The 25,573-nt window shown below is 60.7% G+C and carries 20 protein-coding genes and 1 tRNA gene; 7 read left to right on the forward strand and 14 right to left on the reverse strand.

From position 1 onward, the window contains the following. Nucleotides 1-284: 284 nt before the first annotated feature. From EL217_RS11225 to EL217_RS04730, 6 genes are all read right to left on the reverse strand, one after another. Nucleotides 285-443: a hypothetical protein gene (locus EL217_RS11225; RefSeq protein ID WP_023017767.1), complete on the reverse strand. Its 159-nt coding sequence runs from the start codon at nt 441-443 to the stop codon at nt 285-287. Between the two features lie 148 nt (nt 444-591). Continuing rightward, nucleotides 592-665: transfer RNA gene (locus EL217_RS04710), tRNA-Arg, on the reverse strand. 53 nt (nt 666-718) lie between these two features. Then, complete coding sequence (locus EL217_RS04715; protein ID WP_126318806.1) at nt 719-2,275, reverse strand: alpha/beta fold hydrolase; 1,557 nt, start codon at nt 2,273-2,275, stop codon at nt 719-721. A 111-nt stretch (nt 2,276-2,386) separates the two neighbouring features. Next, entirely contained in the window at nt 2,387-3,007 is a 621-nt protein-coding gene (locus EL217_RS04720; protein ID WP_005282357.1) for a LutC/YkgG family protein, read from the reverse strand. Continuing rightward, entirely contained in the window at nt 3,004-4,509 is a 1,506-nt protein-coding gene (locus tag EL217_RS04725; RefSeq protein ID WP_005282359.1) for a lactate utilization protein B, read from the reverse strand. Before EL217_RS04725 ends, EL217_RS04720 begins: the two co-directional genes overlap by 4 nt. Further along, nucleotides 4,509-5,294 (reverse strand): (Fe-S)-binding protein, encoded by a 786-nt coding sequence (locus tag EL217_RS04730; RefSeq protein WP_126318808.1) that lies wholly within the window; start codon nt 5,292-5,294, stop codon nt 4,509-4,511. Before EL217_RS04730 ends, EL217_RS04725 begins: the two co-directional genes overlap by 1 nt. Before the next feature lie 226 nt (nt 5,295-5,520). Between EL217_RS04730 and argS the strand changes: the two genes are divergently transcribed. The 4 genes from argS (at nt 5,521) to thrB (ending at nt 10,987) form a co-directional block, all read left to right on the forward strand. Next, a complete protein-coding gene (gene argS, locus EL217_RS04735; protein WP_126318810.1) occupies nt 5,521-7,173 on the forward strand; it encodes an arginine--tRNA ligase in 1,653 nt (550 codons plus the stop codon). Beyond that, the gene (lysA, locus tag EL217_RS04740; protein WP_023017770.1) at nt 7,174-8,511 is read left to right on the forward strand and encodes a diaminopimelate decarboxylase; all 1,338 of its coding nucleotides are present in this window, start codon (nt 7,174-7,176) and stop codon (nt 8,509-8,511) included. It begins immediately after the preceding gene. Between the two features lie 179 nt (nt 8,512-8,690). Beyond that, nucleotides 8,691-10,034: a homoserine dehydrogenase gene (locus EL217_RS04745; RefSeq protein WP_023017771.1), complete on the forward strand. Its 1,344-nt coding sequence runs from the start codon at nt 8,691-8,693 to the stop codon at nt 10,032-10,034. Between the two features lie 23 nt (nt 10,035-10,057). Next, entirely contained in the window at nt 10,058-10,987 is a 930-nt protein-coding gene (thrB, locus tag EL217_RS04750; protein ID WP_005280170.1) for a homoserine kinase, read from the forward strand. On the opposite strand, the gene EL217_RS04755 is transcribed toward thrB, so the two are convergent. The 4 genes from EL217_RS04755 to EL217_RS04770 all read right to left on the reverse strand — a co-directional run bounded on the left by EL217_RS04755 (nt 10,974) and on the right by EL217_RS04770 (nt 14,604). Next, on the reverse strand, nt 10,974-11,633 hold the full coding sequence (locus tag EL217_RS04755) for a helix-turn-helix transcriptional regulator (protein ID WP_126318812.1): 660 nt from the start codon (nt 11,631-11,633) through the stop codon (nt 10,974-10,976). The genes thrB and EL217_RS04755 overlap by 14 nt on opposite strands. Nucleotides 11,634-11,637: 4 nt before the next feature. Next, nucleotides 11,638-13,494, reverse strand: coding sequence for an ATP-binding cassette domain-containing protein (locus tag EL217_RS04760; protein ID WP_005280172.1), 1,857 nt, complete (start codon nt 13,492-13,494; stop codon nt 11,638-11,640). A 3-nt stretch (nt 13,495-13,497) separates the two neighbouring features. Then, a complete protein-coding gene (gene modA, locus EL217_RS04765; protein WP_023017772.1) occupies nt 13,498-14,259 on the reverse strand; it encodes a molybdate ABC transporter substrate-binding protein in 762 nt (253 codons plus the stop codon). Nucleotides 14,260-14,343: 84 nt separating this feature from the next. Beyond that, entirely contained in the window at nt 14,344-14,604 is a 261-nt protein-coding gene (locus EL217_RS04770; protein WP_005282371.1) for a DUF2249 domain-containing protein, read from the reverse strand. Between the two features lie 70 nt (nt 14,605-14,674). Here EL217_RS04770 and EL217_RS04775 point away from each other — a divergent pair, with 70 nt between their 5' ends. The 3 genes from EL217_RS04775 to EL217_RS04785 are packed head-to-tail and all read left to right on the forward strand — an operon-like array spanning nt 14,675 to nt 18,326. Continuing rightward, nucleotides 14,675-15,751, forward strand: coding sequence for a hypothetical protein (locus EL217_RS04775; protein WP_005280175.1), 1,077 nt, complete (start codon nt 14,675-14,677; stop codon nt 15,749-15,751). Next, entirely contained in the window at nt 15,741-16,940 is a 1,200-nt protein-coding gene (locus EL217_RS04780) for a hypothetical protein (RefSeq protein WP_005280176.1), read from the forward strand. The genes EL217_RS04775 and EL217_RS04780 overlap by 11 nt, the downstream gene beginning before the upstream one ends. Then, nucleotides 16,941-18,326: a multicopper oxidase domain-containing protein gene (locus EL217_RS04785; protein WP_005280177.1), complete on the forward strand. Its 1,386-nt coding sequence runs from the start codon at nt 16,941-16,943 to the stop codon at nt 18,324-18,326. Between the two features lie 289 nt (nt 18,327-18,615). Here EL217_RS04785 and narI read toward each other — a convergent pair whose 3' ends face one another. From narI to EL217_RS04805, 4 genes are read right to left on the reverse strand one after another with little or no spacing between them, the layout of a single operon-like run. Further along, the gene (gene narI, locus EL217_RS04790; protein ID WP_005280178.1) at nt 18,616-19,395 is read right to left on the reverse strand and encodes a respiratory nitrate reductase subunit gamma; all 780 of its coding nucleotides are present in this window, start codon (nt 19,393-19,395) and stop codon (nt 18,616-18,618) included. A gap of 10 nt (nt 19,396-19,405) precedes the next feature. Beyond that, on the reverse strand, nt 19,406-20,233 hold the full coding sequence (gene narJ / locus EL217_RS04795; protein ID WP_005282382.1) for a nitrate reductase molybdenum cofactor assembly chaperone: 828 nt from the start codon (nt 20,231-20,233) through the stop codon (nt 19,406-19,408). An 8-nt stretch (nt 20,234-20,241) separates the two neighbouring features. Next, nucleotides 20,242-21,834 carry a nitrate reductase subunit beta gene (gene narH, locus EL217_RS04800; protein ID WP_126318814.1) on the reverse strand — a complete coding sequence of 531 codons (1,593 nt, stop codon included), beginning with the start codon at nt 21,832-21,834 and terminating at the stop codon, nt 20,242-20,244. Next, nucleotides 21,834-25,571 carry a nitrate reductase subunit alpha gene (locus EL217_RS04805; protein WP_126318816.1) on the reverse strand — a complete coding sequence of 1,246 codons (3,738 nt, stop codon included), beginning with the start codon at nt 25,569-25,571 and terminating at the stop codon, nt 21,834-21,836. The genes narH and EL217_RS04805 overlap by 1 nt, the downstream gene beginning before the upstream one ends. Nucleotides 25,572-25,573: the final 2 nt, after the last annotated feature.

Below are 25,573 nucleotides of genomic sequence, written 5' to 3' on the forward strand. Positions count from 1 at the left end.
TCACCACAGGCACGGGCTCGGCTCGGAATTTATCCCAAAAAACGAAATCAAAGCTCAAATCCCTAGGCAGTTCCAAGAGCTAACCAAATTCCGCGTGTTCCGGCACCAAGAGAACCTTCCATTCGTTGGCTGGAAAGACGGTGGAATTTTCTACGTTCTATGGATAGAGACTAAGTATGGGGATCTTTACTCACATTAAAGCGGGGCCCGCGACACCTGCCACGCGCTGGCCCTAGCCCCGTCTCACAATTTTCGCTCGGCGTTTGTGTCCGTGATTCGCAGGCTTATTTTTTCCATACTTTCTTGTAGGTGGCACAGCCAAGTACAACCACCGCCATACCGGTGAGAATGGTGCTGGAGGTAGTGAACCCGTTGATGACGTTGATGATCAAAGATATGGCTAGTAGGGCCAGGGCGATGAAGTAGAGAGTTCGTGTGGTCATGGGTTTATCCTTCCGTTTAGAATTGGAGGGGTAGCCCGGAGGTTCAGGATGGTAAGGGCTTCCTGAACCTCCGGTGGCTACTTAATCCGCAAACGGGGCGTATATTGAAACCCTCTCGCTGGAAAAAGCGAGAGGGCTAAAAATTTTGTGTCCCCGACAGGGATCGAACCTGCGACCTTCGGTACCGGAAACCGATGCTCTAATCCGCTGAGCTACGGAGACATCGCTGGGAAAATTCCCAACGATGTGATTCTAGCGCATCGGCCGCCGCGGAACTAAATCAGGCCCGGTGCGTCAGCGGTGGTTACCTCACCGGTGCGTAGATAGTGCACGCCAATCTCATCGACGGCCTTATTACCCAGCGCAAAGTGTCCGTGGCCGGGACCGTGGACGGTGACGACCCGCGATTGCATGGGCTGGGAGAGGGCCTCATGGTACTGGTACGGGGTCTGCGGATCGCCCGTGCCTTGGATTTGCAGGGGCTTGGTGGCAAGGTGCGAGCCATCGAGTGGTGCCCCGCCGGTAACGGGTCCGCGGCCGCCACACCCGGCGCCAGATCCATACATGGAATTAACCAAGGAGAAAATATCGCCGGTGACGAAGTTGGACCACAGGTAGGTGGGGAAGAGCCACGGGTTACCGGCGACGGTGTTCTCGTTGCAGACGATGAGGTTTTGCATATTCATCATCTGGATTGTTTGCTGTTGCACCGCGCGGGCAAGCTCCGGATCATCGACGACTTCGAGGGGCTTGCTGCCGTTTAAGTACTTGGCAAACTCATCCCAGTGCGCGGGCATGGGAACTACCTCGCGGGTCTTGCCTAAGGTGATTGAGGCCCTCTGATCTGCTTGTGGGTTAAGAGCCTTGTTGGCGAGGAATTCCGCCTGTACGCGCAGCTCACCCGTGGCGGTCATGATGTCCGCGCCCGGTTGGCCGGCGAACTCGAGCCCTGGGGGAAGGTCACCGATTTTCGCATCCGGTGGCAATACGGTGGGGCGGGCACCGGCTTCCATGGCGACTTTCTGCGACCACTTTTCATAGACCTGGAGTGGGGTAGTGCCCAAATGATAGGTGGCGTCATTATCCGCGATGAACTGGAACAGATCGTGCAGCGCATTCTCATATCCCTGTTGCTGTGAGGCGAAGATGCCGTTCCATGCCAGCTGCGGGCTCATGCCGGAATCAAGCAGCACCTTGCCGGTGTGCTGCGGATACTTGGTGGCATAAGCCGAGCCAAGGTAAGTGCCGTAGGAAACGCCGGCGATGTCAATGACGTCCTCACCCAGCGCTTGGCGCACCATTTCCCAGTCTTGGGCGGTATTGGCGGTGGTCAAAGAGTTGGTATAGCCAGGGGTATTCTGCTCGCAGGCATCGCGGGTGGCCTTGCCGATCTGCGTAGTGGCCTCGATGGGATTGAAGTTCGGGGTGGTAGCGCAGTCCACCGGGGTGGAACCAGGCAGGCCGCGCGGCTGGACGCCGATCAGATCCCACTCGTTGCGAATTTCCTCGGGCCATTCGACGGCATCGTTTCCAGCCCAAGAATAAGCGTCACCGCCTGGGCCGCCTGGGTTGGTAAACAGCGCGCCGCGCCGCGCATCTGGTTGTGCCGCGGGCACGCGAACGAAACCGACGCTAATGGTGCCGGCCGCGGGATTATCGTAGTAGGTAGGCACCTCTATCCGGCCGCACTCGGCGCCATTGAGGTTGACCTGTTCGGGGCAATCCTCCCAAGTGATGTCCGGCTCCGCCGCCGCGGCGGTGGGGGCTGCCACGCCCAGTGCGAGGGCGCTGGCGCACACTACGGTTGAAATTTTTCTAGAAAAAGAAAGCATAAGCTAAAGCTCCGACTTCTATAGCGTTCGTCAGAGTCAGCTTATGCTTTTTTCAGGTTCGTGGCAGTGATTTCCACGCGGCGGGTGCCCTAACTCGGCACCCTAACCACGCTACTTCACAATAATCACAATGAGATCGCGCGGGCCGTGCACGCCCTCGACGCGCGAAAGCTCGATATCGGAGGTCGCGGAAGGACCAGAAATCCACGTTGCGGGCTTGTCGGGGTCCATCCGGGAGATGACCTCGGGGATGCCGTAGACGATTTCGTCGCGGCGGACGATGCAGATGTGGCGGTCCGGTACTAGCGTCAGTGCGCGGCGGCCGCAGCGGGAATCGGACTGCAATACGATGGTGCCGGTCTGTGCGGAAGACACGAGGGACTCGGTGACGACGGCGTCGGCATCGTCAAGCTCGCGCGGGTCCGCGTCCTCGTCGTCCGGACGCGCCTGAAGGCCGTCAAAAAGATCGGCATTCATACCCGGGGCGTAGCGGATGTCGGTGCATTTGCGGTCGGCGACGATGGTATCCAGCGTCTTTTTAAGATCGCTTTCCTCCGTGACGTGTACTTCCGCCTTGTAATCCTCAAGGCGATCGACCAGCATCTCGCGCAGCTCGTCATCGTTTAGCGTGCCTTTGCGCTGATATTCGCGCGGCACATCGACGTGATCTGCAAGCCCAGCCTGCTTCTGTGCCGAGCGAATGCGGTTTAGGATGTCTTGCTTTGCGCTCACTTGGTGGCCTCCTTACGGGCATTAGCCAGCAGCTCTTTGCCTTCTTCGGAGTCGAACCATTGGCGGAAGGATTTCTTCGGTGGAATCGCGGTATCGCGGCCATCGGACCAACCGGACATAAACAGCGGCAGCGATTCGATGGTGCCGTTGAATCCACCCATCACGCGGCCAAGTGCGACGAGGTGGGTGACCTTATCCCACATTTTGGGGTTATCCCAGAGCAGCTGCACCGTCTTGAAGAGCTTCGGCTCGATCGGAGAGGCAGCGTGGGTGACCTTTTGATGGCGGTTTTCCACGATGACATCAGAAAGCGGAATCTTCACCGGGCACACGTCATCGCAGCGCCCGCACAGCGAGCAGGCATACGGCAGGCTTGCCGATGGATCGTTGTGGTCTTTCATGCCGGTAAGCTGCGGCGTCAGCGAGATACCGATGGGGCCCGGGTACACGGAGCCGTAGGCGTGTCCGCCGGCGCGCTCGTACACGGGGCAGACGTTCAGGCAGGCCGAGCAACGGATGCACTTCAGCGCCTGGTGGCCAATAGGCGAGGACAGCGCAGCGGTGCGTCCATTATCCAGCAGAACGATGTGGAAGTTCTGCGGGCCATCGCCCTCCGTCACACCGGACCACATGGAGGTATAGGGGTTCATGCGCTCCGCGGTGGAGGAACGGGGAAGCAGCTGCAGGAAGACTTCCAGGTCCTGGAAGGTAGGCACGAGCTTTTCGATGCCCATGACGGTAATCAGCGTTTCCGGCAGCGTCAGGCACATGCGGCCATTGCCCTCAGATTCCACGACGTTTACGGTACCGGTCTCGGCCACGCCGAAGTTGGCGCCGGAAATGGCGACCTTGGCCTTCATGAACTGCTGGCGCAGGAACTTACGGGATGCCTCGGCCAATTCGGCGGGCTCAGCCTTTAGCGAGTCATCCGTATTGGGCATCTTATTGACAAAGATATCGCGTATCTCCGCGCGGTTGCGGTGGATTGCGGGCACCAAAATGTGCGATGGTTTATCGTCACCAAGCTGGACGATGAGCTCTGCCAAGTCGGTTTCCTGGGCGTGAATTCCGGCTTCTTCGAGGTGCTCGTTTAAGCCGATTTCCTGGGTAGCCATGGATTTCACCTTGACCACATCGGTCTCGCCCGTTTCACGGATGAGCCCTTCAATGATCTTGTTGGCTTCCTTGGCGTCGCGTGCCCAGTGGACGATGCCGCCGCGGTCAGACACGGCCTTTTCAAACTGCTCGAGCAGTTCCGGCATGCGGGCAGCGACGTCCTCTTTGAGGGCAGAACCGGCGTTGCGGAGCTGCTGCCAGTCATCTACTTCCTGCACGGTGTTGGCGCGCTTTTGGCGGATGGTGGTGGTCGCGTGCTGCAGGTTGTGGCGCTGGGTAGCATTATTCAGCCCAACGTGCGCGAGCGGGACGAAGGCCTTGCTACCGCGCAGGTTGCCGTAGCCTTCAGGGGCGCGTGGTGGGGTGGTATCGAGGAAAGAGGTCATTAGAGCATCGTCTCCTTGGAGTAAGCGGCGGAGTCAGGCTGCCACGGGTGTTCCTTCGTGGAGGCCAAAATCTCTGCCATGTGCAGGGCGCGAATGCCGGAGCGCTGGCGGTGCAGGGCGCCGCCGATATTCATCAGGCAGGAGGAGTCACCGGCGGTCACGTACTCGGCCTTGGTGTCTTTAATGTGGCGAGTCTTATCGGAGACCATGGCCTGGGAGACCTCCGGATTCTTCAGTGCGAAGGTGCCGCCGAAGCCGCAGCATTCCTCGCTATTGGCCAGCGGTGCCAAGTCGATGCCCTCGACTTCTTGCAAAAGCTTGTAGGGGCGGTCTTCTAGCTTAAGGAAGCGCAGGCCGTGGCAAGCGGAGTGGTAGGTCACGCGGTGCGGGAAGAAAGCGCCGACGTTGGTCACGCCCTCAATATCGACCAAAAATTCCGTGAGGTCGTAGGTCTTTCCCGCGGTCTTCTGCGCGCCATCCACATCGGCCGAAGTACCGTAGCGGTCGGCGATGCTCTCGTGGCGGTCGCGAACTGCTGCCACGCAGGAACCGGAGGCGGCCACGACGTAGTCAATGGAAGGATCTGCGAAGGCATTCGCATAAGAGCGGATCATCCCCAGAGTTTCCTTCTGGTAGCCGGTGTTGATGTGCATCTGGCCGCAGCAGGTTTGCTCTTCCGGAAGGACCACTTCGTGACCTAACCGGGAAAGGACCAATGCCGTCGCCTTTTGGACGTCCGGGAACAGGGTGTCACCAATGCAAGTAGAAAAAAGCGCAATGCGCATACGGTGCTCCTTATTAGTTTTTTAAGTCATGGAGGTGTAATTAACCCTACACATTCACCAGGTGAATCGTAGGGTGTATCACCTTGTTATCAGCATATATTTTGTAATATATATCGCAATATAGGTTTGCCTAAGAGGTCTATCAAACGGCCAATTTCGGCCCCCGGAAAAGTTAGCCAGTGCTTCTTTTCGCACGTGTCGGGGCAGTGAACTAGACTCTTGCCACATGACTCCAGCTGATTTGGCCACCTTAGTTAAAGAATCCGCCACCGCGGTCATGGCAGAACATGACCTAGACGCGTCCGTATTGCCGGACACTGCGACGGTTGAGCGCCCCCGCAACCCAGAACACGGTGACTATGCCACCAACCTTGCTTTGCAGGTGGCCAAGAAAGCCGGCGCTAACCCGCGCGAATTTGGCGGCTGGCTAGCGGAAAAATTGGCCGAGCACGATGCGATTGCAGAGGCCGATATTGCCGGCCCTGGCTTTATTAATATCCGACTGGCCGCCGCTGCCCAGGGCGAGATCGTCGCTCAGATTCTGCAGGCCGGCGCGGACTACGGTTCCAATGATTCCTTTGCGGGCAAGAAAATTAACCTGGAATTCGTATCCGCCAACCCCACCGGCCCGATTCACCTGGGTGGTACGCGGTGGGCCGCCGTCGGCGATTCGCTGGGCAGGGTGCTCACTGCTTCCGGCGCAGAGGTCACCCGCGAGTACTACTTCAACGATCACGGCGGCCAGATCGACCGCTTCTCGCGCTCCCTTGTTGCCGCAGCTAAAGGCGAGCCCACGCCGGAGGACGGGTACGGCGGAGATTATATCCACGACATCGCAAGCGCGGTGGTGGAAAAGAATCCAAGCGCGCTCGGGGGCGATGCCGCGCAGGTGCAAGAAGCCTTCCGCGCCGATGGCGTGGAGATGATGTTTGCGCAGATTAAGCAATCCCTGCACGAATTTGGAGTGGACTTTGATGTCTACTTCCACGAAAACTCGCTCTTTGAATCTGGCGCAGTAGATAAGGCGCTTGAGACCCTGAAGTCTGAAGGCCACCTTTATGAGGCGGACAACGCGTGGTGGCTAAAGTCCACCGATTATGGTGATTCTAAGGATCGCGTCGTGGTGAAATCAGACGGCAATGCGGCCTATATCGCCGGCGATATCGCCTATGTGGCCGATAAATTCGACCGCGGTCACGATCTCAATATCTACATGTTGGGCGCTGACCACCACGGTTATGTCCCGCGCTTGAAGGCGGCAGCAGCCGCCCTGGGCTATGACGCCGATGGCGTCGAGGTGCTCATTGGCCAGATGGTCAACCTGCTGCGCGATGGCAAGCCGGTGCGCATGTCTAAGCGCGCGGGCACCGTGATCACCATTGAGGATTTGGTCGCCGCCATCGGTGTCGATGCATCGCGGTATTCGCTGGTGCGCTCGTCCGTGGATCAGTCCATCGATATCGACTTGGGCCTGTGGGAGTCGCAGTCCTCGGATAATCCTGTCTACTACGTGCAATACGGCCATGCGCGGCTGTGCTCGATCGGGCGCAAGGCCGCCGAGCTAGGAGTGAGCTCCGAGGGTGCGGACCTCTCCCTGCTGGAGCATGAGCGCGAAGGCGACCTCATCCGCACCCTGGGTGAGTTCCCTGCCGTAGTGGCAGATGCCGCGGAACTGCGCGAGCCGCACCGAGTGGCGCGCTATGCCGAAGAGTTGGCTGGCGTATTCCACCGTTTCTACGACACCTGCCAGGTTCTGCCCAAGGCAGGGGAGGAAGAGCAGCCCATTCACAGCGCACGCCTCGCATTGGCGGAAGCCTCCCGCGTCGTCCTGTCCAATGCATTGACCATGGTTGGCGTGAGCTCACCGGAGAAGATGTAAATGACTGATTTCAATGAGCTTCCCGCCCACGTGTGGCCGCGGAATGCGAGCCGCCAGGAAGATGGCGTCGTCACCGTGGCGGAAGTGCCCTTGCCGGATTTGGCAGAGGAGTTCCAGACTCCGCTGTACGTCTTCGATGAGGACGACTTCCGCTCGCGCTGCCAAGACATGGCCCGCGCCTTCGGTGGACCCGATCACGTGCACTATGCCTCTAAGGCATTCATTTCCAAAAAGGTCGTGCAGTGGGTCAACGAAGAGGGCCTGTGTCTCGATGCCGCCGCGCTCAATGAGCTAAAGATTGCCCTCGCCGCAGAGTTCCCAGCCGCGCGCATTACTGCGCACGGCAATAATAAGGACGAGGAATACCTGCGCCTGTGCGTGGATGCAGGCGTGGGCCACGTGGTCATTGATAATGAGCAGGAGCTCGAAGAGCTCAACCGCATCGCCGGCGAGGCTGGCGTGGTGCAGCCGGTAATGATTCGCGTTAAGCCGGGTGTGGATGCGCATACGCACGAGTTCGTTGCTACCTCGCACGAGGACCAGAAATTCGGTATTTCCCTGGCTACCGGTGCGGCTTTTGCCGCCGCGAAGCGCTGCCTTGAGGTGGAAAACCTCCACTTGAGTGGCTTGCACTGCCACGTGGGTTCTCAGGTTTTCAATGCCGAGGGTTTTAAACTCGCCGCCGAGCGCGTGCTGGAGCTCTACCGCCAAATCCACACCGAGCTGGGCGTTGACCTAGCCGAGCTGGACTTGGGCGGCGGTTTTGGTATTCCGTATATGCCCTATGAGGAAGCGCTGGATATTGACCGCGTGGCAAAGGACATGCTGCGCGCCGTGGACCAGACCGCGGAAGATCTCGATATTAAGGCGCCGTTCCTCCTCGTGGAGCCGGGGCGTTCCTTGGTAGCGGGTTCTGCCGTGACCGTCTACCGCGTGGGCACGGTCAAGGACGTGGAAACCGGCAAGGCCGATTTGCCGGTGCGCCGGTATATCTCCATTGATGGGGGAATGTCCGATAATATTCGTCCCGCGCTCTATGGTTCCGAATACGATGTGCGACTGGTGAACCGCTTTAGCGATGGCGAGATGGTGCCCTCGCGCATCGTGGGCTTCCACTGCGAATCCGGCGATATCCTGCTGGAGGAAGGCGAATTGCCCAATGATATCCAGCCGGGAGATTTGCTCGCTTTCGCGGCTACCGGCGGGTATCAGTACATGATGTCATCCCGGTATAACGGCGCGGTGCGCCCGGCTGTGGTGGCAACGCGCGTGGGAAATACCAAGCCCATGTTGCGGCGCGAAACCATTGAGGATCTTTTGTCCTTGGAAGTGGATTAAGCCCAGTACTACCCCCGTAACGCAGGGACCGCATTCGGCCCGTGCGGCGGGGGTTTTCTGTAGCTGAACGAATATTATCCCCCGCATGTCGCAATATAGACAGCTCGTTCTGTATAGTGACCTGTAGCCGCATACAGCGGGAGACATTTTCCACCACTTAATCGACATGGAGACGGACTATGGATGCTTCAAACAGTCAGCTACAGCTACATTCGCGTACCGGCAAGGGCGAAGGCGAAACCGTTGGCATTGCGCTGCTTGGATTCGGCACCGTGGGCGCGGAAGTTTTCCGCCTCTTAGATGAAAATGCGGATGCCTTTGCTCATCGCATCGGTGGGCCAGCAGAGATCCGTGGCATCGCCATCCAGAATAAGAATAAGCTGCGCCCGGGCGTGCCCAGCGAATTGTTGACCGATGATGCTAAGGCCCTGATCTCCCGCGATGATATTGACTTGGTGGTGGAGGTCATCGGCGGGATCGATTTCCCGCGCGAGCTGGTTTTGACCGCGCTTAATTCCGGCAAGTCCGTGGTGACGGCGAATAAGGCGCTGGTTGCCGCGCACGCTGATGAATTGGCCGAGGCTGCGGAACGCTCCGGGGTTGACCTCTACTTTGAAGCGGCCGTGGCTGCCGCCATTCCGGTTGTGGGCATGCTGCGCCGCTCTTTGGCTGGCGACCAGATCGAGCGCATCTCCGGCATCGTCAATGGCACGACCAACTACATCCTGGACGCCATGGAATCCACCGGTGCTTCCTATGATGAGGCCTTAGCGGAAGCCACCCGCTTGGGCTACGCCGAGGCGGATCCCACCGCGGACGTAGAGGGCCACGATGCCGCATCGAAGGCCGCCATCATGGCCTCCATCGGCTTCCACACCCGCGTGAAGTTCGAGGACGTGCACTGCGAGGGCATTACCGATATCACCGCAGACGATATCGCCGCGGCAAACGATGCCGGCTATTCCATCAAGCTGCTGGCCATTTGTGAGCGCCTGCGCCGCGAGGACGGATCCGAAGTGGTCAACGCGCGTGTGCACCCGACCTTGGTGGCCAAGGAGCACCCGCTGGCTACCGTCAGCGAGTCCTATAACGCCATTTTCGTCGAGGCAGAGGCAGCCGGCTCGCTCATGTTTTACGGCAATGGTGCCGGCGGCAACCCTACCGCTTCGGCCGTGCTTGGCGATGTCGTCGGTGCCGCCCGCAATATCGTCCACGGCGGCCGCGCGCCTGGCGAGAATACCTACGCCAACCTGCCGATTGCGGACTTCGGCGAGGTCGATACCCGCTTCCACATTGATATGGAGGTCCAAGACCGCGCCGGCGTTTTGGAAGCCATTTCCGCGCTTTTCGCACAGCATGGGGTATCCCTGCGCACCGTGCGCCAAGAAGACGGCGAGGACACCGCGCGCCTTATCGTGGTTACCCACGCAGCCAAGGAAGCAACTCTGGAAAACATCGTCTCCGCCTTGGGCGAGCTCGATGAGGTCAAAACCGTTCACTCGGTCATCCGCCTGGGCAGCTAAAACGGTTCGATATATTAGTCACCATGAGCATCGAAGTTGAAGTCGGCACCAAAGCGATAGTCACCGTCCCCGCCTCCACGGCGAATTTGGGGCCGGGATATGACACCCTGGGCATGTCACTGAGCATGTACGACACCGCCGAGGTGGAGGTCATTCCCTCCGGCCTCGAGGTGGAGATTTTTGGCGAGGGGGCAGATGACCTCCCGCGCGATGGATCGCACCTGATGGTCAAGGCCATCCGGTCCGCACTATCTGCTGCCGAAGCTACGGTGCCAGGGCTGCGCGTGGTCTCGCATAATACGATTCCCCAATCGCGCGGTCTGGGTTCTTCGGCGTCTACAGCGGTCGCCGGCGTTGCCGCGGGCAATGCCTTGGCGGGCAGCCCGCTGACCCAAGATCAGCTCGTGCAACTGTCCTCGGCGTTTGAGGGCCACCCGGATAATGCCGCGGCCTCGGTACTGGGCAGCGCCGTGGTCTCGTGGACGACGGTGCCCGTCGATGGCCGCTCCTTGCCGGAATACAAGGCCGCTACCATCAACGTGCATCCCGATATCCGGGCGACCGCGCTGGTGCCGGATTCCCATGCCTCCACCCAGGCGGTGCGCCGCGTCCTGCCCTCGCACGTGACGCATTCCGATGCCGCCTTTAACGTCTCCCGCACCGCAGTCCAGGTAGCCGCATTGCAGAACTACCCAGAGCTTTTGTGGGAAGGCACCCGCGACCGCTTGCACCAGCCGTATCGCGCCGACGTGCTTCCCGTGACCGCGGAGTGGGTGAACCGCCTGCGCAACCGCGGGTACGCCGCCTATCTTTCCGGGGCGGGGCCGACGGTGATGGTGCTGCACACGGAGGACATCGACGAGAGCATTCTTGATGATGCCCGCGAGCAGGGCCTGCGCGTCTTCGATCTCAAGGTCGCGGGCCCGGTCCGCGTGGAAGTTACACAGGCTTAATCTCGATTTGGCACACTTCGGGGCGCTGCATCGGCGTTAAGGCGATGCCCGTGTCCGTACCGCTGGCTTCTTGCAAAAAGCCAGCGTGTATGGCACAGACAAAGGGGCTCGGGGTGGTTCCGGAGGAGACGAACGGGCAGGCATTCAACTCGATTTCGGAAGGATCCGCGCCCTGCGAGGGATCAAAACCCATATCGCGCAGGGTGGCAAAAAGGGTATCGAGCGCGCCGCTCTGGATATCCGCGCCCGTGGCGCGCGCCCACTGCCGCCCCAATTCCCGTGCCTGTGGGGAAGAGAAATCATCGAGCTCTTCCTTGCCCGCGAGCATGGAGGTCAGCACGCTAATGAGGCTGACGTATTCCTCTGCGATGGCACGGTTATCCGGCACGCGGGCCTGGTACACAAGGGAAGGGCGCCCGCGCCCAGAGCTGTGTTCTGGAACGGCGGTAATGGCGCCGACCTGAATGAGCTCATCGATGTGCCCGCGCGCGGTATTGACGTGCATGCCTAAATCTTTTGCTACCTCTGCAGCGCGCGCTCCCCGTGGATAATGCTGCAGCTGCGTGAGTACCTCGCGTTGCTTAGGCGATAGCTTGAGCGCTTCCGGGAAAAGATCGGAGCTGGGGCGGGGGAGCGAATTGGGCATGCGATTAACTTCGTATCTCTGAGTGCTGATGAGGGGCTTGATTAACAGAAATCTTATCTTTAGCCACGCTATAGGATACGGTATCGCCCGTATCAATACCTAAAGCCACCTGCCTGCTTACCGGCACGGTAATGGTGTGGCCGTCCATATTCAGGCTCAACCGGGCATCCGCCATGCTGGCTGCTTCCACCGCGATGACCTTGGTGGACCAGTGATTAACCCCGGTAGCCTCGTCGGACGTCAGGTGCACGTCGCTTGGCTTAAACGTGACCGCTGCCTTATCGCCGGCGCGGAGTTCGGCGGGCCCGCCGGTGACGGTAGTGTTTCCACAGGTAACGACGGTTTCGGCAGCGGTGGCCTCTGAAACGGTGCCTTCCACGCGGTTGAGCCCTGCAATATTAGCCACAAAGCCGGTGGGTGGGACATCGAGGAGGTCTGCGGCAGGTCCGTGGGCGGTGACGCGGCCGGAATTCATGACCACCATGTCATCGGCAAGCCCGGCAATATCCAACGCATTATGGGTCACCAGCAAGGTGGTGCGGTCATGGCGGGTAGCGCGCAGGAAGCGGCGCCACTTGCTGGCGGATTCCACGTCGATGGCCGCCAAGGGCTCATCCAAAATCAGGATGGTGGGCCGCGCGGCGAGCGCGCGGACGAGGGCCACTTGGGCGGCCTGGCCGCCGGAAAGGGCGGGCACGGGGACATCGTTAAGCTCACACAAGCCCGCCGCCTCCAGCAACTCCGTGGCGCGCTGCTTATCGCGGGTGACCATCGCAATGGCCTGGTTGGCGGTGGCCCGCGGCGGCAGGCCGGGGCGCTGGGTAAGCAGGACGATCTCATCTGGGTCGGCGGTAATCTCCGCGCCGGTCAGCCGCCCGGCGATGCGCCCCATGAGTGTGGTCTTGCCCGAGCCATTGGAACCGACGATGGCCGTGATCGCGCGCGGGGTAAATTCCGTGGTCTCTCCATCCGCCGTGACGTTTAGGGTGGGGGCCTTTTCTGGGGCCGTCAGGGCGCTGAGCTTCTCATAGTCCATGCTGTGTAGCTCGCGGGCCTGCGCTCGGTAGGAACGCTGGAGGAGAGAGGGAAGCCCGGCGAGGGCGAGGCAGAGGATAGCCATCGCAATGAGGATGGCGGAGAGCACATAGGCACCATCGGTATCGACCTCGCGCTCCAAGTAAATGCCGAGCGGCATCGTGCGGGTCACGCCCGGCTGGGAGCCCGCAAAGGTCAGCGTGGTACCGAACTCGCCAAGGGAGCGCGCAAACGCAAGGCCGGCGCCGGTGGCCAGGGCGGGGGCGATGGAGGGGATGGTGATTTTTCGCAGTACCTCCCAGCGGGAAAGTCCCACGCTGGCGGCAGAGGCCAAGATCTCTTGATCCAATTGGCGCAGGGCGGAATCGACCGCCACCACGACGAAGGGCAAGGCGACGAAGCACTGCGCGGCGATGACGCCGGGAAAAGCAAAAGCAAAATGGAAGTCTATGGCGTCAAGAAACGGGGCCAAGTAGCCCCTGCGGCCAATGGCTGCGGTAAGCGCGAGGCCGCCCACCACGGGCGGCATGGCCAGGGGCAAATAAATGAACAGGCGGATAACGCCGCTGCCTCGGCCGAGCTGTTGGACCCAAAAGGCAAGACCGGTCCCCAGCACCATCGCCAGCAGCATTGATTGGAATGCCGCGGTAAGGGACAGCTTGAGCATGTCCCAAATCTCCGGTTTGGCGAGGTATTCGCCGATGCGGTTCCACGGTACGCGCAGCCCCAGGGAGGCTACGGGAACGAGGATGACAACGACCGCGATGAGGCCGATAAGGCCGATAACGAGGGGAGATTTAAGGCGTATGGGCTGGGGAGGGGTCATTTATTAATCTGCTGGGTTAAAGCCGTACTCTTCCCAGGTCTTATCAAAGTCATCGGCCAACAGGTCGAGGACTTTTTGCGCCTCTTCTGGGTGCTCAGCCTCGGCGGAAACGGCGCCCAGGATCTGGTTGGCGAACTTATCAGCATCCGGAATCTCGATGACCTCTACGTCATCGCCAGCGGCTGCAGCGTCGGTGGAGTAGACCCAGCCGGCATTGGACTCACCGGAGACAACCTTGCCCAAAACGTCAGCGACCTGCTGCTCCTGGGAGGCAGGCTTTACGTCCAGGTTGTTTTCTTCGATGATCTGGGAAGAGATATCGCCACATGGAACCTGTGGGTCACAGATGACGAAGCGGTCTTCGTTCTGCAGATCCTCGATGGAGTGGATATTGCCCGGGTTGCCCTTCGGTACAACCATCACCATGACGTTGGTGGCAAGCACCTTCGGGTCCTTGACGGTTCCGTCATTGATTGCCTTGTCCATGGTCTTCTTGGACGCGGTGAGCAGCAGGTCTGCAGGAGCGCCCTCGCTCAGCTTATTGACCAAGTCGGAAGAGCCGCCATTTTGGAACTCGAGGTCAACCGGGGTGTCGAACTCGGAAGCGCGCTTTTCCAGCTCATCGTTGATGACGCGGGTGGACGATGCAGCCAGCAAGTTCAAGCTGGTCTGCTCTGCATCGGAGGTGGTGGAGGTATCGGGAGAGCAGGCGGAGAGCGCCAAGCCGGTCGCAGCCACGGCGGCTGCGGCAAATTTCTTATTCATAGTGAATGCTCCGTGTTATGTAGACAACTATGTACGAGAGATAGAGTTATCACCACTTAGCCTATCGATTAGCACGGGAATACACTACGAAATTCGCGTGAACTTGATGTGATAGTCGTTTTCTTCTTCCTTGAGGTAAGACAGCTCAAATTCCTCCGCGCGCTCTTCCACTTCCTTGAGTAGAGGGAGTGGGTTGTGCGGGGCAATGAGGATCATGGCTTGGCCCACGTTCAGCGTGCCCAAAGCGCCGTGGATGGCGCCGTGGCGCACGGCGTGGGGGATTTCCGTGGCGTTGAGGGTGGGAATGGAGTGTTGCTGGGAGGAATCGGTGATGGGAAGTTCCATGGGGAGAGTCATCCTTTCGGAGGTGGGGTGAGAGTTTTACCTTGCCACCAATATTAGTACGATTAAAGCCGTGATAAATAATAGGCTCGCGCACCGCTTCTTCTTCCTTGCTTGCGCCGGGCTGTCCTTGCTGCTTGGGCTCGCCGCCGGGGCATCCCTGCTCGGCGTGGGATTCTCACCGGCAGCTTCTCTGGCTGCGGATCATGGCCCCTTGATGGTCTTCGGCTTTGTCGGCGGCGCCATCGGGTTGGAGCGCGCCGTCGCCGTGCGCACGCGGTGGGCATGGATAGGCCCCATCTTCCACGTCGCCGGCTTCGTGGGCATCGTGGCGGGCCTGCCGCGGCAGGTTCCGGCTTTGTGTTTTGCCGCAGGCTTCATAGTGCTGGGGTTTATCTATGCCACCATCCACCGGCGCCAGCCCGCCTTGTCCATCATCGTGCAGGCCACCGGCGTCATCGGCGGGGTAGCGGCGGCCCTGCTGTGGGCCATGGAGCCGGCCTTTTCTACTGCGATGCCGCTGTGCGTGCTCTACGTGGTAGCGACGATCATCGGCGAGCGCATGGAGCTAGCCCGCATCACCATGGCCGGCACCCAGGCAGAAAAGCGCATTACCCTGTGGGTTTTGGGGCTGGCGGCGCTCAGCGTGGTCTATATGCTCTCCCCGGCAGTGGGCTATCGCGCCATGGGCGCGGCGCTTATCGGCGTTGCGGTTTCTACCGTGCGCGTGGATGTGGCGAAGAACCTGGTGCGCTCGCGCGGGCTGCCGCGCTATTCCGCCGCCTGCATGCTCGCCGGGTATTTCTGGCTGGCCCTCGGCGGATATTTCTGGCTGCTCTACGGGGAAAGCTCCGGCTTTGCCTACGACGCCTCCGTGCACGCCATCTTCTTGGGCTTTGTCATGTCCATGATTTTTGCCCATGCCCCCATCATCATTACCTCCGTCATCCGCCGCCACTTGCCCTACCATCCGGTGCTGTTCCTCCCCGTAGCGGTCCTGCACGGCGGGCTGGCGCTGCGCATTCTTGCCGATGTCTCCCGCCACACCCTTGCCTACCAGGTAGGCGGTCTGACCACCATTGCCGCCGTCTTGGTTTTCCTCGCTTGCGGCGTAACTTTGACGGTCAAGGAGGCCCACCGTGCACATTAATGACATCTCCCTGGCCGCCCGCAGCCGCTGGCACATCGTGACCGCAGCCCTTATCGGCGCGTGGGTGCTCATCGGCATCGGCATCAACGTGGCGGGTCACCTGGGCGCGCCGGTGGTGTGGTGGGATCTCATCCACCCGCTGACCATCGGCGCGCTGACTACCGCCATCGTCGTATTTTCCACCCATTTCACCGAGGCGCTTACCCGCACCGCCAATAACGGTTACCGCGGCGTGGGCGCGCGCGTGGCGCTCATCCAGGTGGGCCTTATCCTGCTCATTATCGATCGCGCGGGGTATGACTGGGGCCTGCTTGCCGATGCCGCCTCCCTCCTCATCATCGCCGCCCTTGCCTGGCAGCTCGCCTTCACTTACACGCGTTTGCGCGGATCGCTTTCCGGGTCCTTCGCGGTCACGGTGCCGTTTTACGCGGCCGCGTCCATCTTCATGATCGCCTCCGTGGTGCTCGTGATCTTAAGCGGCAATGGCGTGGGCAACTATTCCTTTTTGGTGGCCGCCCATTCGCGCGGCATGGTGTGGGGATTTGCATGGCTGACCATCGTGGGCACCATCGTGACGCTGCTTCCCACCTTGTCCAGCACCGCGATTTCGCCCACCGCGCGCACCAGGTGCACGCGCGGGCTCATCGTCCACTGCGCCGGGCTGGCACTGACCATGGTCTGCGGCGCGGTGGGGTGGACGCGCGCGGCGGGCATCGCCCAGCTGCTCGTCGTGCTCGCCGCCATCATGATCATCCAACCGGTACTGGCCACCGTGCTGGGGCGCAACCCCCGGCTGACCACTGCATCGGTTTCCGTCATCGCGGGGCTGCTATGGATGGTGGCCCTGTGTGCCGGGGATGCCGTGGCCGCAGCGCTTGGTGCCTATCCGCGCGTCATCACGCTATTTTTGGTCCCGGCCTTCATCGGTGGTGGAGTCTTGCAAATGGTCACGGGCGTATTGCACCACCTCTTGCCCACGCTGGTGGGAGGGGGACCTGCCAAGGTGCACCACGGCCGGGCTACCGCGGACCGCGCGGGTTTTGCCCGACTCGTCCTCATCAACCTCGGCGCCTTGCTGAGCCTTGTCAATGCCCTGGCTGCCGGGCTTATCCTCATGGGGATAGGCTTAGCATTAAACGTGCTTGCCGTGGGCCGCGCCGTTTACCAACAACAGAATCTGGAGAATTAAATGCTTAGTGTTTCTTCCCCACAGCCACAGGATAAGCCGCCGGAGTCCGGTAACTCCCAGTGGGCCTCGTGGTTGCTCATCGGCATCGCGCTTGCCGCGGTTATCGCACTGGCCCTAGTCAATACCACCTCTAAGGACTCCCAGCCGTCGAGCTCTGTGGCCGAAGGCGAAACCCACACCATTGACGTGGAAGTCGATGGCATGGCCTTCGTCCCCAACCACGTTGACGTGGATCCCGGCACCCACTTGGTGGTTAACTTCACCAATACCGGCGACCAAGTCCACGATCTCAAGATTGGCGATGCCGAAACCGGCCGCGTCGATCCCGGCGATACCGTGCAGCTTGATGCCGGCGTCATCGACTCGAGCATCGAAGGCTACTGCACCATCGCCGGCCACCGCCTGCAGGGCATGACCTTTGACGTCAACGTGGGCGATTCCACGTCAAGTACCGGCGGGCACGATCATCACCATCACGCCGTGGCCGGGGCGTCCAACCCGCACGTTGATGTTCCCAGCGCCGCCGAACTCGGTGCCTCCCGCGAAGGTTTTAAAGCCCATGACGCCTCCCTCGCGCCAGCGGCCAATACCACCACGCATGAAGAAACCTGGTCTATGACCGAGGAAATCGTTGAGGTAGCCCCCGGTGTCAAGCAGATGCAATGGCTCTTTAACGGCCAAGCGCCCGGGCCGACGCTGCGCGGCAAGGTGGGCGATAAGTTCAAGATCACCATCAAGAACGAGGGCAGCATGGCCCATTCCATCGACTTCCACGCCGGTGAGGTCAGCCCCGATGAAAACATGAAGTCCATCCAGCCCGGGGAAGAACTGACCTACGAGTTCACCGCAAATCGCGCCGGAATCTGGATGTACCACTGCTCAACTGCCCCGATGTCCCTGCACATCGCCAACGGCATGGCCGGCAACGTCATTATCGATCCACCAGATCTTAAGGACGTGGATGCCGAGTACAACTTCATCGCCAACGATGTCTTCCTCGGCGAGGAAAAGACCGGCGCCGATGCCCAGCGCGTAGCCGATGGCGAGTTCGACCTCATGGCCTTTAATTACTACCCCAGCCAGTACGACGTCGATCCCATCAAGGCCAAGGTAGGCGATACCGTTCGCCTGTGGATCCTGAACGTGGGCCCCGATCAGCCGCTTAGCTTCCACGTGGTGGGCGAGCAATTCGATACTGCCTATAAGGAAGGCGCCTACCTCATCAAGGACGAGGATAAGACCGGCTCGCAGGCCTTCGACCTACTTCCCGCGCAAGGCGGGTTTGTGGAAATGACCTTCAACGAGCCCGGAACCTATTCCTTTGTCAACCACATCATGACCAACGCGGAAAAGGGACAGCACGGCAAGTTCGTCGTCACCGAATAAAGCGTTCTTAACTTCCCGTCCCCACCCCCGCCCTTCGCGCTCACCAGGGCACTGCCGAGAGGTAGTTCCACCTCTTACCGTGAGCGCGAAGGGCGGGGGTTCTTTATTGCCCACCTCCCTTGGCGCTCACAGGGCGGCTGTGATTGCGGTCGTACCGCTGTGCCGGTGAGCGTGAAGGGCGAGTGGTGGGTGCATGGGGAGCGCCGGAGTAGATGTAGACATAAGGAAACCGCCGCGGGCCATCCAAATATTGGACAGCGCGCGGCGGTGAAGAGGGGGAGGAAACTACCTAGGCACCGTGGCCCGGGGTTTCTCCTTCCAATTGCTTCCGGTTGGAGCGGATAGGCTCCCACGCGGTATTGGAGCGCATCGGGGTGGTGCGCTCATCGCGGGAACGGTAGACCACGTACGGGCGGGTAACGTAGCCGACCGGCGCCGAGAAGGCATGGACCAGGCGGGTAAAGGGCCACACGGCGATGATGGTGAAACCGCAGAGGACGTGGACCTTAAATTGCCACGGGGCACTGGCCATGAGATCGGGCTGGATGTTGAAGATCAACAGCTGGCGCAGCCACGGGGAAATGGTTTCGCGGTAGTCGTATCCACCGGTGCCGGCGAGGTCAAAAAGCTGCAGGGTAAAGGTGGCAAAAGAACCCGATACCAGCGCGAGGCCGAGCAGCGCGTACATGACCTTGTCCGAGGTAGAGGTGGACAAGAACACGGAGCGGTTCTTCAGCCTGCGATACAGCAATCCGGCAAAGCCCAGCAGGACTGCCAGCGCGGCGATGGATCCTGGGATGGTGGCCAGGAGGTGGTAGGCGTGGTCGCTGATGCCAACGGCCTGGGTCCAGGACTTGGGGAAAGCCAAGCCCATCAGGTGGCCGATGACGACGAAGACCATGCCCCAGTGGAAAAGCGGCGAGGATAAACGCAGCAGCTTGGATTCATAGATTTGGGAGGAGTGGGTGGTCCAGCCGAATTGGTCGGAACGCCAACGCCAGAAGATGCCCACGAAGAATGCCGCGATGGCTAACCACGGGAAGGCACCCCAGAGGAAGTTATCAAACATGATGTGGCTCCTAGACGAGGTCTGGTTGGGTAGTGGGGAAGGGAAGGTCTGCAATGCCGACCATCTCGGCGGGTGGGCCGGTGCGGATGAGATCGACGTACTTTTGCGCGGTATCAGAATCGACTTCTGGAAGGGCCTTGCACAGCGCGACGATCAAGCTGACATACGGCGAGCGCTCGTGAGCGAGGGCAGCGCGCAGCACCTCGATTCCTTCGCGGTAGCTGGCCACCAATTCAACGGCACGCTCGTGCGTGTCCCCCTCGCTCATGGCGAGGGCTTCGAGGACGACGCAGAGGTGATCCGGTAGTTCTTCATCCGAAATTTCGAAGCCGAGCGACTCCAATTGCTGGCGGAAGGACAAGATGGCCATTCCGCGCTGGCGGGTATCGCCAACAGCAAAGTAGGACAGGTACAGCGCGCAGCGGCGGCGCTGGTCAAAGGTCTCGACGTAGTGCTCTTCCAAGCCGCGGGGGCCGATGCTGCGGGCCCATTCGGCGAAGTTGATGAAGTCGGTGGCAATGGCCAGCGGCAGGTCATCTACCTGGTCTTCGACCACTGAGAGGCGGTCAAAGATGTCTTCGCCGGGGTAATTAAGCAGCACGGACACGGCCATGGCGACGATTCGCCGCTGGTCTTCGGTGACCTCGACCGGCGTGACGAATTCGTTAGGGACCTGACCGGTGTGGGTGCGCAGCGTTTTTTCGACGTCCTTGGCACCGCCCATGGAACCGATGCCGGCGGGTGTTCCGAATCCTGCCACGGGGGCATCGCCACCCTGCTGGGCCGATTGCCGCTGCAGGGATTCCTGGCGTTTGCGGAGTTTATCGAAGATATTCACGGCTTAACCTACTTCCGCGGCGGGAACATGGCATCGGGCCGGTCGCCGCTCCAGGAGAGCAGCGAGACCTTGCCCTGTGGTTCCGCGCCGTGGGTACAGGCCTCGGGCGCGCCCATGCCCAGGTCGTGGAAGACGTCTTCGGAGGCCTTGGCCGGGTCCACATCGCCGAATGGATCCAAATCGGTAATGCCGCGCGGGGATTCGGGCGAGGCGGTTGGGATGACGTAGCGGTCATCGTATTTGGCGATGGACAACAGGCGGTACATGCCTTCCATGTCCCTGCCCGTCATGCCGACTGCCTGCGCGATCTCCTCCTGCGGCTCATTGCCCAGGTTGATATCGCGCATATACGAGCGCATGGCGACGAGCCTGCGCAGGGACTTTTCCACCGGGACGGTATCGCCGGCGGTAAATAGGCCCGCCAAGTATTCCAGAGGAATGCGCATATTCGATAGCGCCGAGAAGAGGATCTTGTGGTCCTCACCGTCGTTACCGGTTGCGGTCACCTTGTCAACGATGGGCGACAGCGGCGGGATGTACCAGACCATCGGCAGCGTGCGGTACTCCGGGTGCAGCGGCAGAGCGACGCCGTACTTGAAGATGAGGTCGTAGATCGGCGACTGCTGCGCGGCATCGATCCAGGAGTGCGGGATGCCCTCGGCTTGGGCCGCGCGGACTACCTCTGGATCGTGGGGGTCGAGCATGATCGACTTTTGTGCCTCGAAAAGGTCCTGCTCATTCTCGGTGGAGGCTGCCTCGGCGACGCGGTCGGCATCGTAGAGGATGACGCCCAAGTAGCGCAGGCGGCCCACGCAGGTCTCGGAACATACGGTGGGTTGGCCAACCTCGAGGCGCGGGTAGCACAGCGTGCACTTTTCGGCCTTGCCGGTTTTGTGGTTGAAGTAGACCTTCTTATACGGGCAGCCGGATACGCACATGCGCCAGCCGCGGCAGCGGTCTTGGTCCACCAGGACGATGCCGTCTTCGGTGCGCTTGTACATCGCGCCAGAGGGGCAGGAGGATACGCAGGTCGGGTTCATGCAGTGCTCGCAAATGCGCGGCAGGTAGAACATGAACGAGTCCTCGATTTCCTTCTTGACCTCGAGGTTCATGTTGTGGAGCACGGGGTCATCGTCAAGCGTGGCAGTAGAGCCACCCAGGTTATCGTCCCAGTTGGAGGACCATTCAATCTTGCCGATGTCCCGGCCATCGATCTGGGAGACCGGCTTGGCGGTGGGCTGGGTCTTCTGACCCGCCTCGGCGCCCATCAGGTCCTCGTACTGGTAGGTCCAGGGCTCGTAGTAATCCTGGATGGTGGGCAGGTTGGGGTTGTGAAAGAGAGTGGCAAGCTTCTTGAGGCGCCCGCCGGCCTTGGGCTTGATCTTGCCGGATGCCGTGCGCTCCCAGCCGCCCTTCCACTTTTCCTGGTCCTCCCAGGTGCGCGGGTAGCCGAGGCCGGGGCGGGTTTCGACGTTATTGAACCAGATGTACTCGGTGCCTTCGCGGTTGGTCCATGCCTGCTTACAGGTAACTGAACACGTGTGGCAACCAATGCACTTGTCCAGGTTCATGATCATGGAGATTTGGGCCATGACTTTCATTAGTAGGATACCTCCTGGGAACGGCGGCGTACGCGGGTGACTTCATCGCGGTTATTGCCGGTAGGGCCGATGTAGTTGAAGTGGTAGGTCAGCTGGCCATAGCCGCCAGCGATGTGCACCGGTTTGATGGAAATGCGGGTCAGCGAGTTGTGCGTGCCGCCGCGGCGGCCGGTGTGCTCGTTGATCGGCGTGCCCACGGTGCGCTCCTGCGCGTGGTTGCACAGCATGGTTCCCTCCGGAATGCGGTGGGAGACGATGGCGCGGGCGGAGACGACGCCGTTGCGGTTATATACCTCAACCCAGTCATTGTCCGTCACACCGATTTTCTCGGCGTCCTTATTGGACATCCAGACCACCTGGCCACCGCGCGAGATGGACAGTACGTGCAGGTTGTCGAAGTACTGCGAGTGGATGGACCACTTATTGTGCGTGGTCAAGTAACGCAGCGTGACTTCAGCCTCGCCGCGGTCATTGGTCAATTCCGTGCCCGGCGCGAATTCGCCGTGCATGTGGACGTGATCCAGCGGTGGGCGGAAGATCGGCAGCGATTCGCCGTAGTCCATAAACCAGTCGTGGTCGATGTAGTACTGCATGCGGCCGGTCAGCGTGTGCCACGGCTTATCAAACTCGACGTTGATGGAAAAGGCGGTGTAGCGGCGCTTATTACGCTTATCGGCGGTCCACTCGGGAGAGGTGATGACCTCCTTCGGGCGTTCCTTGATGTCGTCCCACGTGATGCGTACGTCTTCATCGGGAGCGCCCAGCGGGGTGAGATCCTTGCCGGTGCGCGAGGACAGGAACTCAAAGCCTTGCTTGGCTAGCTCGCCGTTGGAGACACCGGAAAGGTGCAAAATGGCGTCGATGACCTTGGTGTCCTTGGACAGGTCCACCAGCTCGCCCATCGAGGTCTCCGTGGTGCCACAGATGAGCTCGAGCTCCTTGACCTGCTTTTCCACGTTGAACTTGGTGCCGTGCACGCCGGTGCCGGCCTTGGCGGGAAGCGGGCCTAAGTGAGCCCACTTTTCGTAGACCTTGGTGTAATCGCGCTCGACCACATGCAGCTTCGGCATTGTGACCCCAGGGATAAGGCCCTGTTCTTCGGGGTCGGGGACGATGCCGTTGGGCATGCCGAGCTCGTCCGGGCTGTCGTGGTGGCTCGGCTGGGTAATGACATCGCGTTGCACACCGAGCCACTTGGTGGCTTTATCGGAGAGCGCTGCGGCCAAGTCCCGGAAGACCTCGTAGTCCGAGCGCGCCTCCCACGGCGGGTTGATCGCCGCGTTAAACGAGTGCAGGTACGGGTGCATGTCGGTAGAGGACATATCGTGCTTTTCGTACCAGGTTGCGGCCGGGAAGATGAGGTCCGAGACCAGCGTGGTGGAGGTATTGCGGAAGTCCGTGGTCATCATCAGATCCAACTTGCCCTCCGGTGCCTTATCCACCCACTTGATGCTGCGCGGGCGGTCTTCGGGGGCTAGTTCTTCCGCGGTGGCATCCGAGTCGATGCCCAAGAGGTGGCGCAGGAAGAACTCGGTGCCTTTGGCGGACGAGCCGAGCAGGTTGGTGCGCCAGTTGAGCAGGATGCGCGGCCAGTTTTCCTCGGCGGACGGGTTGTCATAGGAGAATTCCAGGCGGCCATTTTCTAGCTCTTGGACCACGTAGTCGTTGATGTCCATGCCGGCCTCATCGGCTTCATCGGCAAGGAAGAGGGAGTTGCGGTTGAACTGCGGGTAGGCCGGCATCCAGCCGCGGCGCATGGATTCCGCCATGGTATCGGAGACCATCTTGTCCCCAATGGAGCCGTGGCTAGCAAGCGGCGAACCCAAGTGAGAGGCGCGCGAATTATCGTAGCGGTACTGCTCGGTGGCGAAGTAGTAGAAGCCGGTGGAAATCATGTGGCGCGGCGGGCGCTGCCAGTCGGCGGCCATGGCCCACTGGGTCCAGCCGTTGATCGGGCGCAGCTTTTCCTGGCCCACGTAGTGCGCCCAACCGCCGCCGTTAACGCCCTGGGTGCCGCACATGGAGGTCAGCGCCAAGAAGGTGCGGTAGATATTATCGGCGTGGAAGTAGTGGTTGACGCCAGCGCCCATGATGATCTGTGAGCGGCCCTTAGAATCCGCGGCGTTTTGCGCGAATTCGCGGCCGATGCGGATGGCGGTATCGGCGGCCACGCCCGTGAGCTCTTCCTGCCAAGCGGGGGTGCCGACTTCGCTGGAATCGTGGAAGTCCCTCGGCCAGCTACCCGGCAGGTGGAGTTCCTCGCGGTTGACGCCGTAGTGGGCGAGCATGATGTCGAAGACGGTGGTAACCAGCTTGCCGTCGACCTCGCGGACGGGAACGCCGCGGTGGACGATGCCCGCGCCAATCGGCTTATCGGTTCCCACGTCCTCTGGATTGGTATCGAGGTCAAAGCGGGGGAAGAGCACCTCGGCGGTGTCAAAGCTATCGGTTTCTGCGATGGACATGACCGGATCGGCGTTATCCAGCGCCAGGTTCCACTTGGCGCTCTCGTTATCCCAGCGGTCTGCCACGGTGCCGCCGGGGTCAACGATGCGCCCGTCTTCTTCCATCACCAAGCCACGGTGGGTGGCGTTGGGGGAGGAATTCAAGGTGGCATCGGCAAGCTGCGAGGCGGTGAGGAACTTGCCTGGGGTGTAGGTGCCGTCGCCGTGGTCTTCCAGGGAGACCAGGAAGGGCGAGTCGGTGTATTTGCGCATGTAGTTCAGGAAGTACGGTTCCTGGCGGTCCACGTGGAAGGTCTTCAAGATGACGTGACCCATGGCAAAAGCCAGTGCGGCATCCGTGCCTGGCTCGATGCGGGCCCACTCATCGGCGAACTTGGTGTTATCCGCAAAGTCGGGCGAGACCACGACGACCTTGGTGCCCTTGTAGCGCGATTCCACCATGAAGTGGGCGTCCGGGGTGCGGGTGACCGGGATATTCGAGCCCCACATCATGAGGTAGGAAGAGTTGTACCAGTCACCGGATTCGGGGACATCGGTCTGGTCGCCGAAGGTCTGCGGCGATGCCGGGGGCAGGTCGGCGTACCAGTCGTAGAAGGAGAGCGCGACGCCGCCGATGGTCTGCAGGAAGCGCATGCCGGCACCATAGGAGATCTGGGACATGGCCGGGATCACGGTAAAGCCGTTGATGCGGTCCGGCCCGTACTTGCGGATGGTGTAGACGTGCGCGGCCGAGGCGATATCGATGGCCTCTTCATAAGAAATGCGGATAAGCCCGCCCTTGCCGCGCTGGGAAATATACGCCTTGCGCTTTTCTGGGTCCTCCTGGATGGCGCGCCATGCCAGGACGGAATCGCCGTGCTTTGCCTTTTCCTCGCGGAACATATCCACTAACACGCCGCGGGCATACGGGTAACGCACGCGGGTAGGAGAGTAGGTGTACCAGGAAAAGGAGGCACCGCGCGGGCAGCCACGGGGCTCGTACTCTGGCATGTCATTGCCGGTGGTGGGGTAATCCACCGCCTGGGATTCCCAGGTGATGACGCCGTCTTTGACGTAGACCTTCCACGAACACGAACCGGTGCAGTTCACGCCGTGGGTGGAGCGCACCATCTTGTCGAAGGCCCAGCGATTGCGGTAAAAGACGTCTGCCTGGCGGCCGCCCTTTAAGAAAAGTTGCTGGCCAGAGTCGGTAGCTTCGCCTTTGCGCAGGTAGGCGCCAAGCTTAAAGAGTGGATTTGAGTTGCCTTGTTCGGGCGCGAAGTATGCAGTCATGG

Source organism: Corynebacterium segmentosum, from assembly GCF_900637825.1.
Taxonomy (GTDB): Bacteria; Actinomycetota; Actinomycetes; order Mycobacteriales; family Mycobacteriaceae; genus Corynebacterium; species Corynebacterium accolens.

What these genes read in the sequence shown, in the direction of transcription:
- EL217_RS11225 (WP_023017767.1), bottom strand. Translation starts at nt 443, where the DNA reads ATGACCACACGAACTCTCTACTTCATCGCCCTGGCCCTACTAGCCATA.
- EL217_RS04715 (WP_126318806.1), bottom strand. Translation starts at nt 2,275, where the DNA reads ATGCTTTCTTTTTCTAGAAAAATTTCAACCGTAGTGTGCGCCAGCGCC.
- EL217_RS04725 (WP_005282359.1), bottom strand. Translation starts at nt 4,509, where the DNA reads ATGACCTCTTTCCTCGATACCACCCCACCACGCGCCCCTGAAGGCTAC.
- EL217_RS04730 (WP_126318808.1), bottom strand. Translation starts at nt 5,294, where the DNA reads ATGCGCATTGCGCTTTTTTCTACTTGCATTGGTGACACCCTGTTCCCG.
- argS (WP_126318810.1), top strand. Translation starts at nt 5,521, where the DNA reads ATGACTCCAGCTGATTTGGCCACCTTAGTTAAAGAATCCGCCACCGCG.
- lysA (WP_023017770.1), top strand. Translation starts at nt 7,174, where the DNA reads ATGACTGATTTCAATGAGCTTCCCGCCCACGTGTGGCCGCGGAATGCG.
- EL217_RS04745 (WP_023017771.1), top strand. Translation starts at nt 8,691, where the DNA reads ATGGATGCTTCAAACAGTCAGCTACAGCTACATTCGCGTACCGGCAAG.
- thrB (WP_005280170.1), top strand. Translation starts at nt 10,058, where the DNA reads ATGAGCATCGAAGTTGAAGTCGGCACCAAAGCGATAGTCACCGTCCCC.
- EL217_RS04755 (WP_126318812.1), bottom strand. Translation starts at nt 11,633, where the DNA reads ATGCCCAATTCGCTCCCCCGCCCCAGCTCCGATCTTTTCCCGGAAGCG.
- EL217_RS04760 (WP_005280172.1), bottom strand. Translation starts at nt 13,494, where the DNA reads ATGACCCCTCCCCAGCCCATACGCCTTAAATCTCCCCTCGTTATCGGC.
- modA (WP_023017772.1), bottom strand. Translation starts at nt 14,259, where the DNA reads ATGAATAAGAAATTTGCCGCAGCCGCCGTGGCTGCGACCGGCTTGGCG.
- EL217_RS04770 (WP_005282371.1), bottom strand. Translation starts at nt 14,604, where the DNA reads ATGGAACTTCCCATCACCGATTCCTCCCAGCAACACTCCATTCCCACC.
- EL217_RS04785 (WP_005280177.1), top strand. Translation starts at nt 16,941, where the DNA reads ATGCTTAGTGTTTCTTCCCCACAGCCACAGGATAAGCCGCCGGAGTCC.
- narI (WP_005280178.1), bottom strand. Translation starts at nt 19,395, where the DNA reads ATGTTTGATAACTTCCTCTGGGGTGCCTTCCCGTGGTTAGCCATCGCG.
- narH (WP_126318814.1), bottom strand. Translation starts at nt 21,834, where the DNA reads ATGAAAGTCATGGCCCAAATCTCCATGATCATGAACCTGGACAAGTGC.
- EL217_RS04805 (WP_126318816.1), bottom strand. Translation starts at nt 25,571, where the DNA reads ATGACTGCATACTTCGCGCCCGAACAAGGCAACTCAAATCCACTCTTT.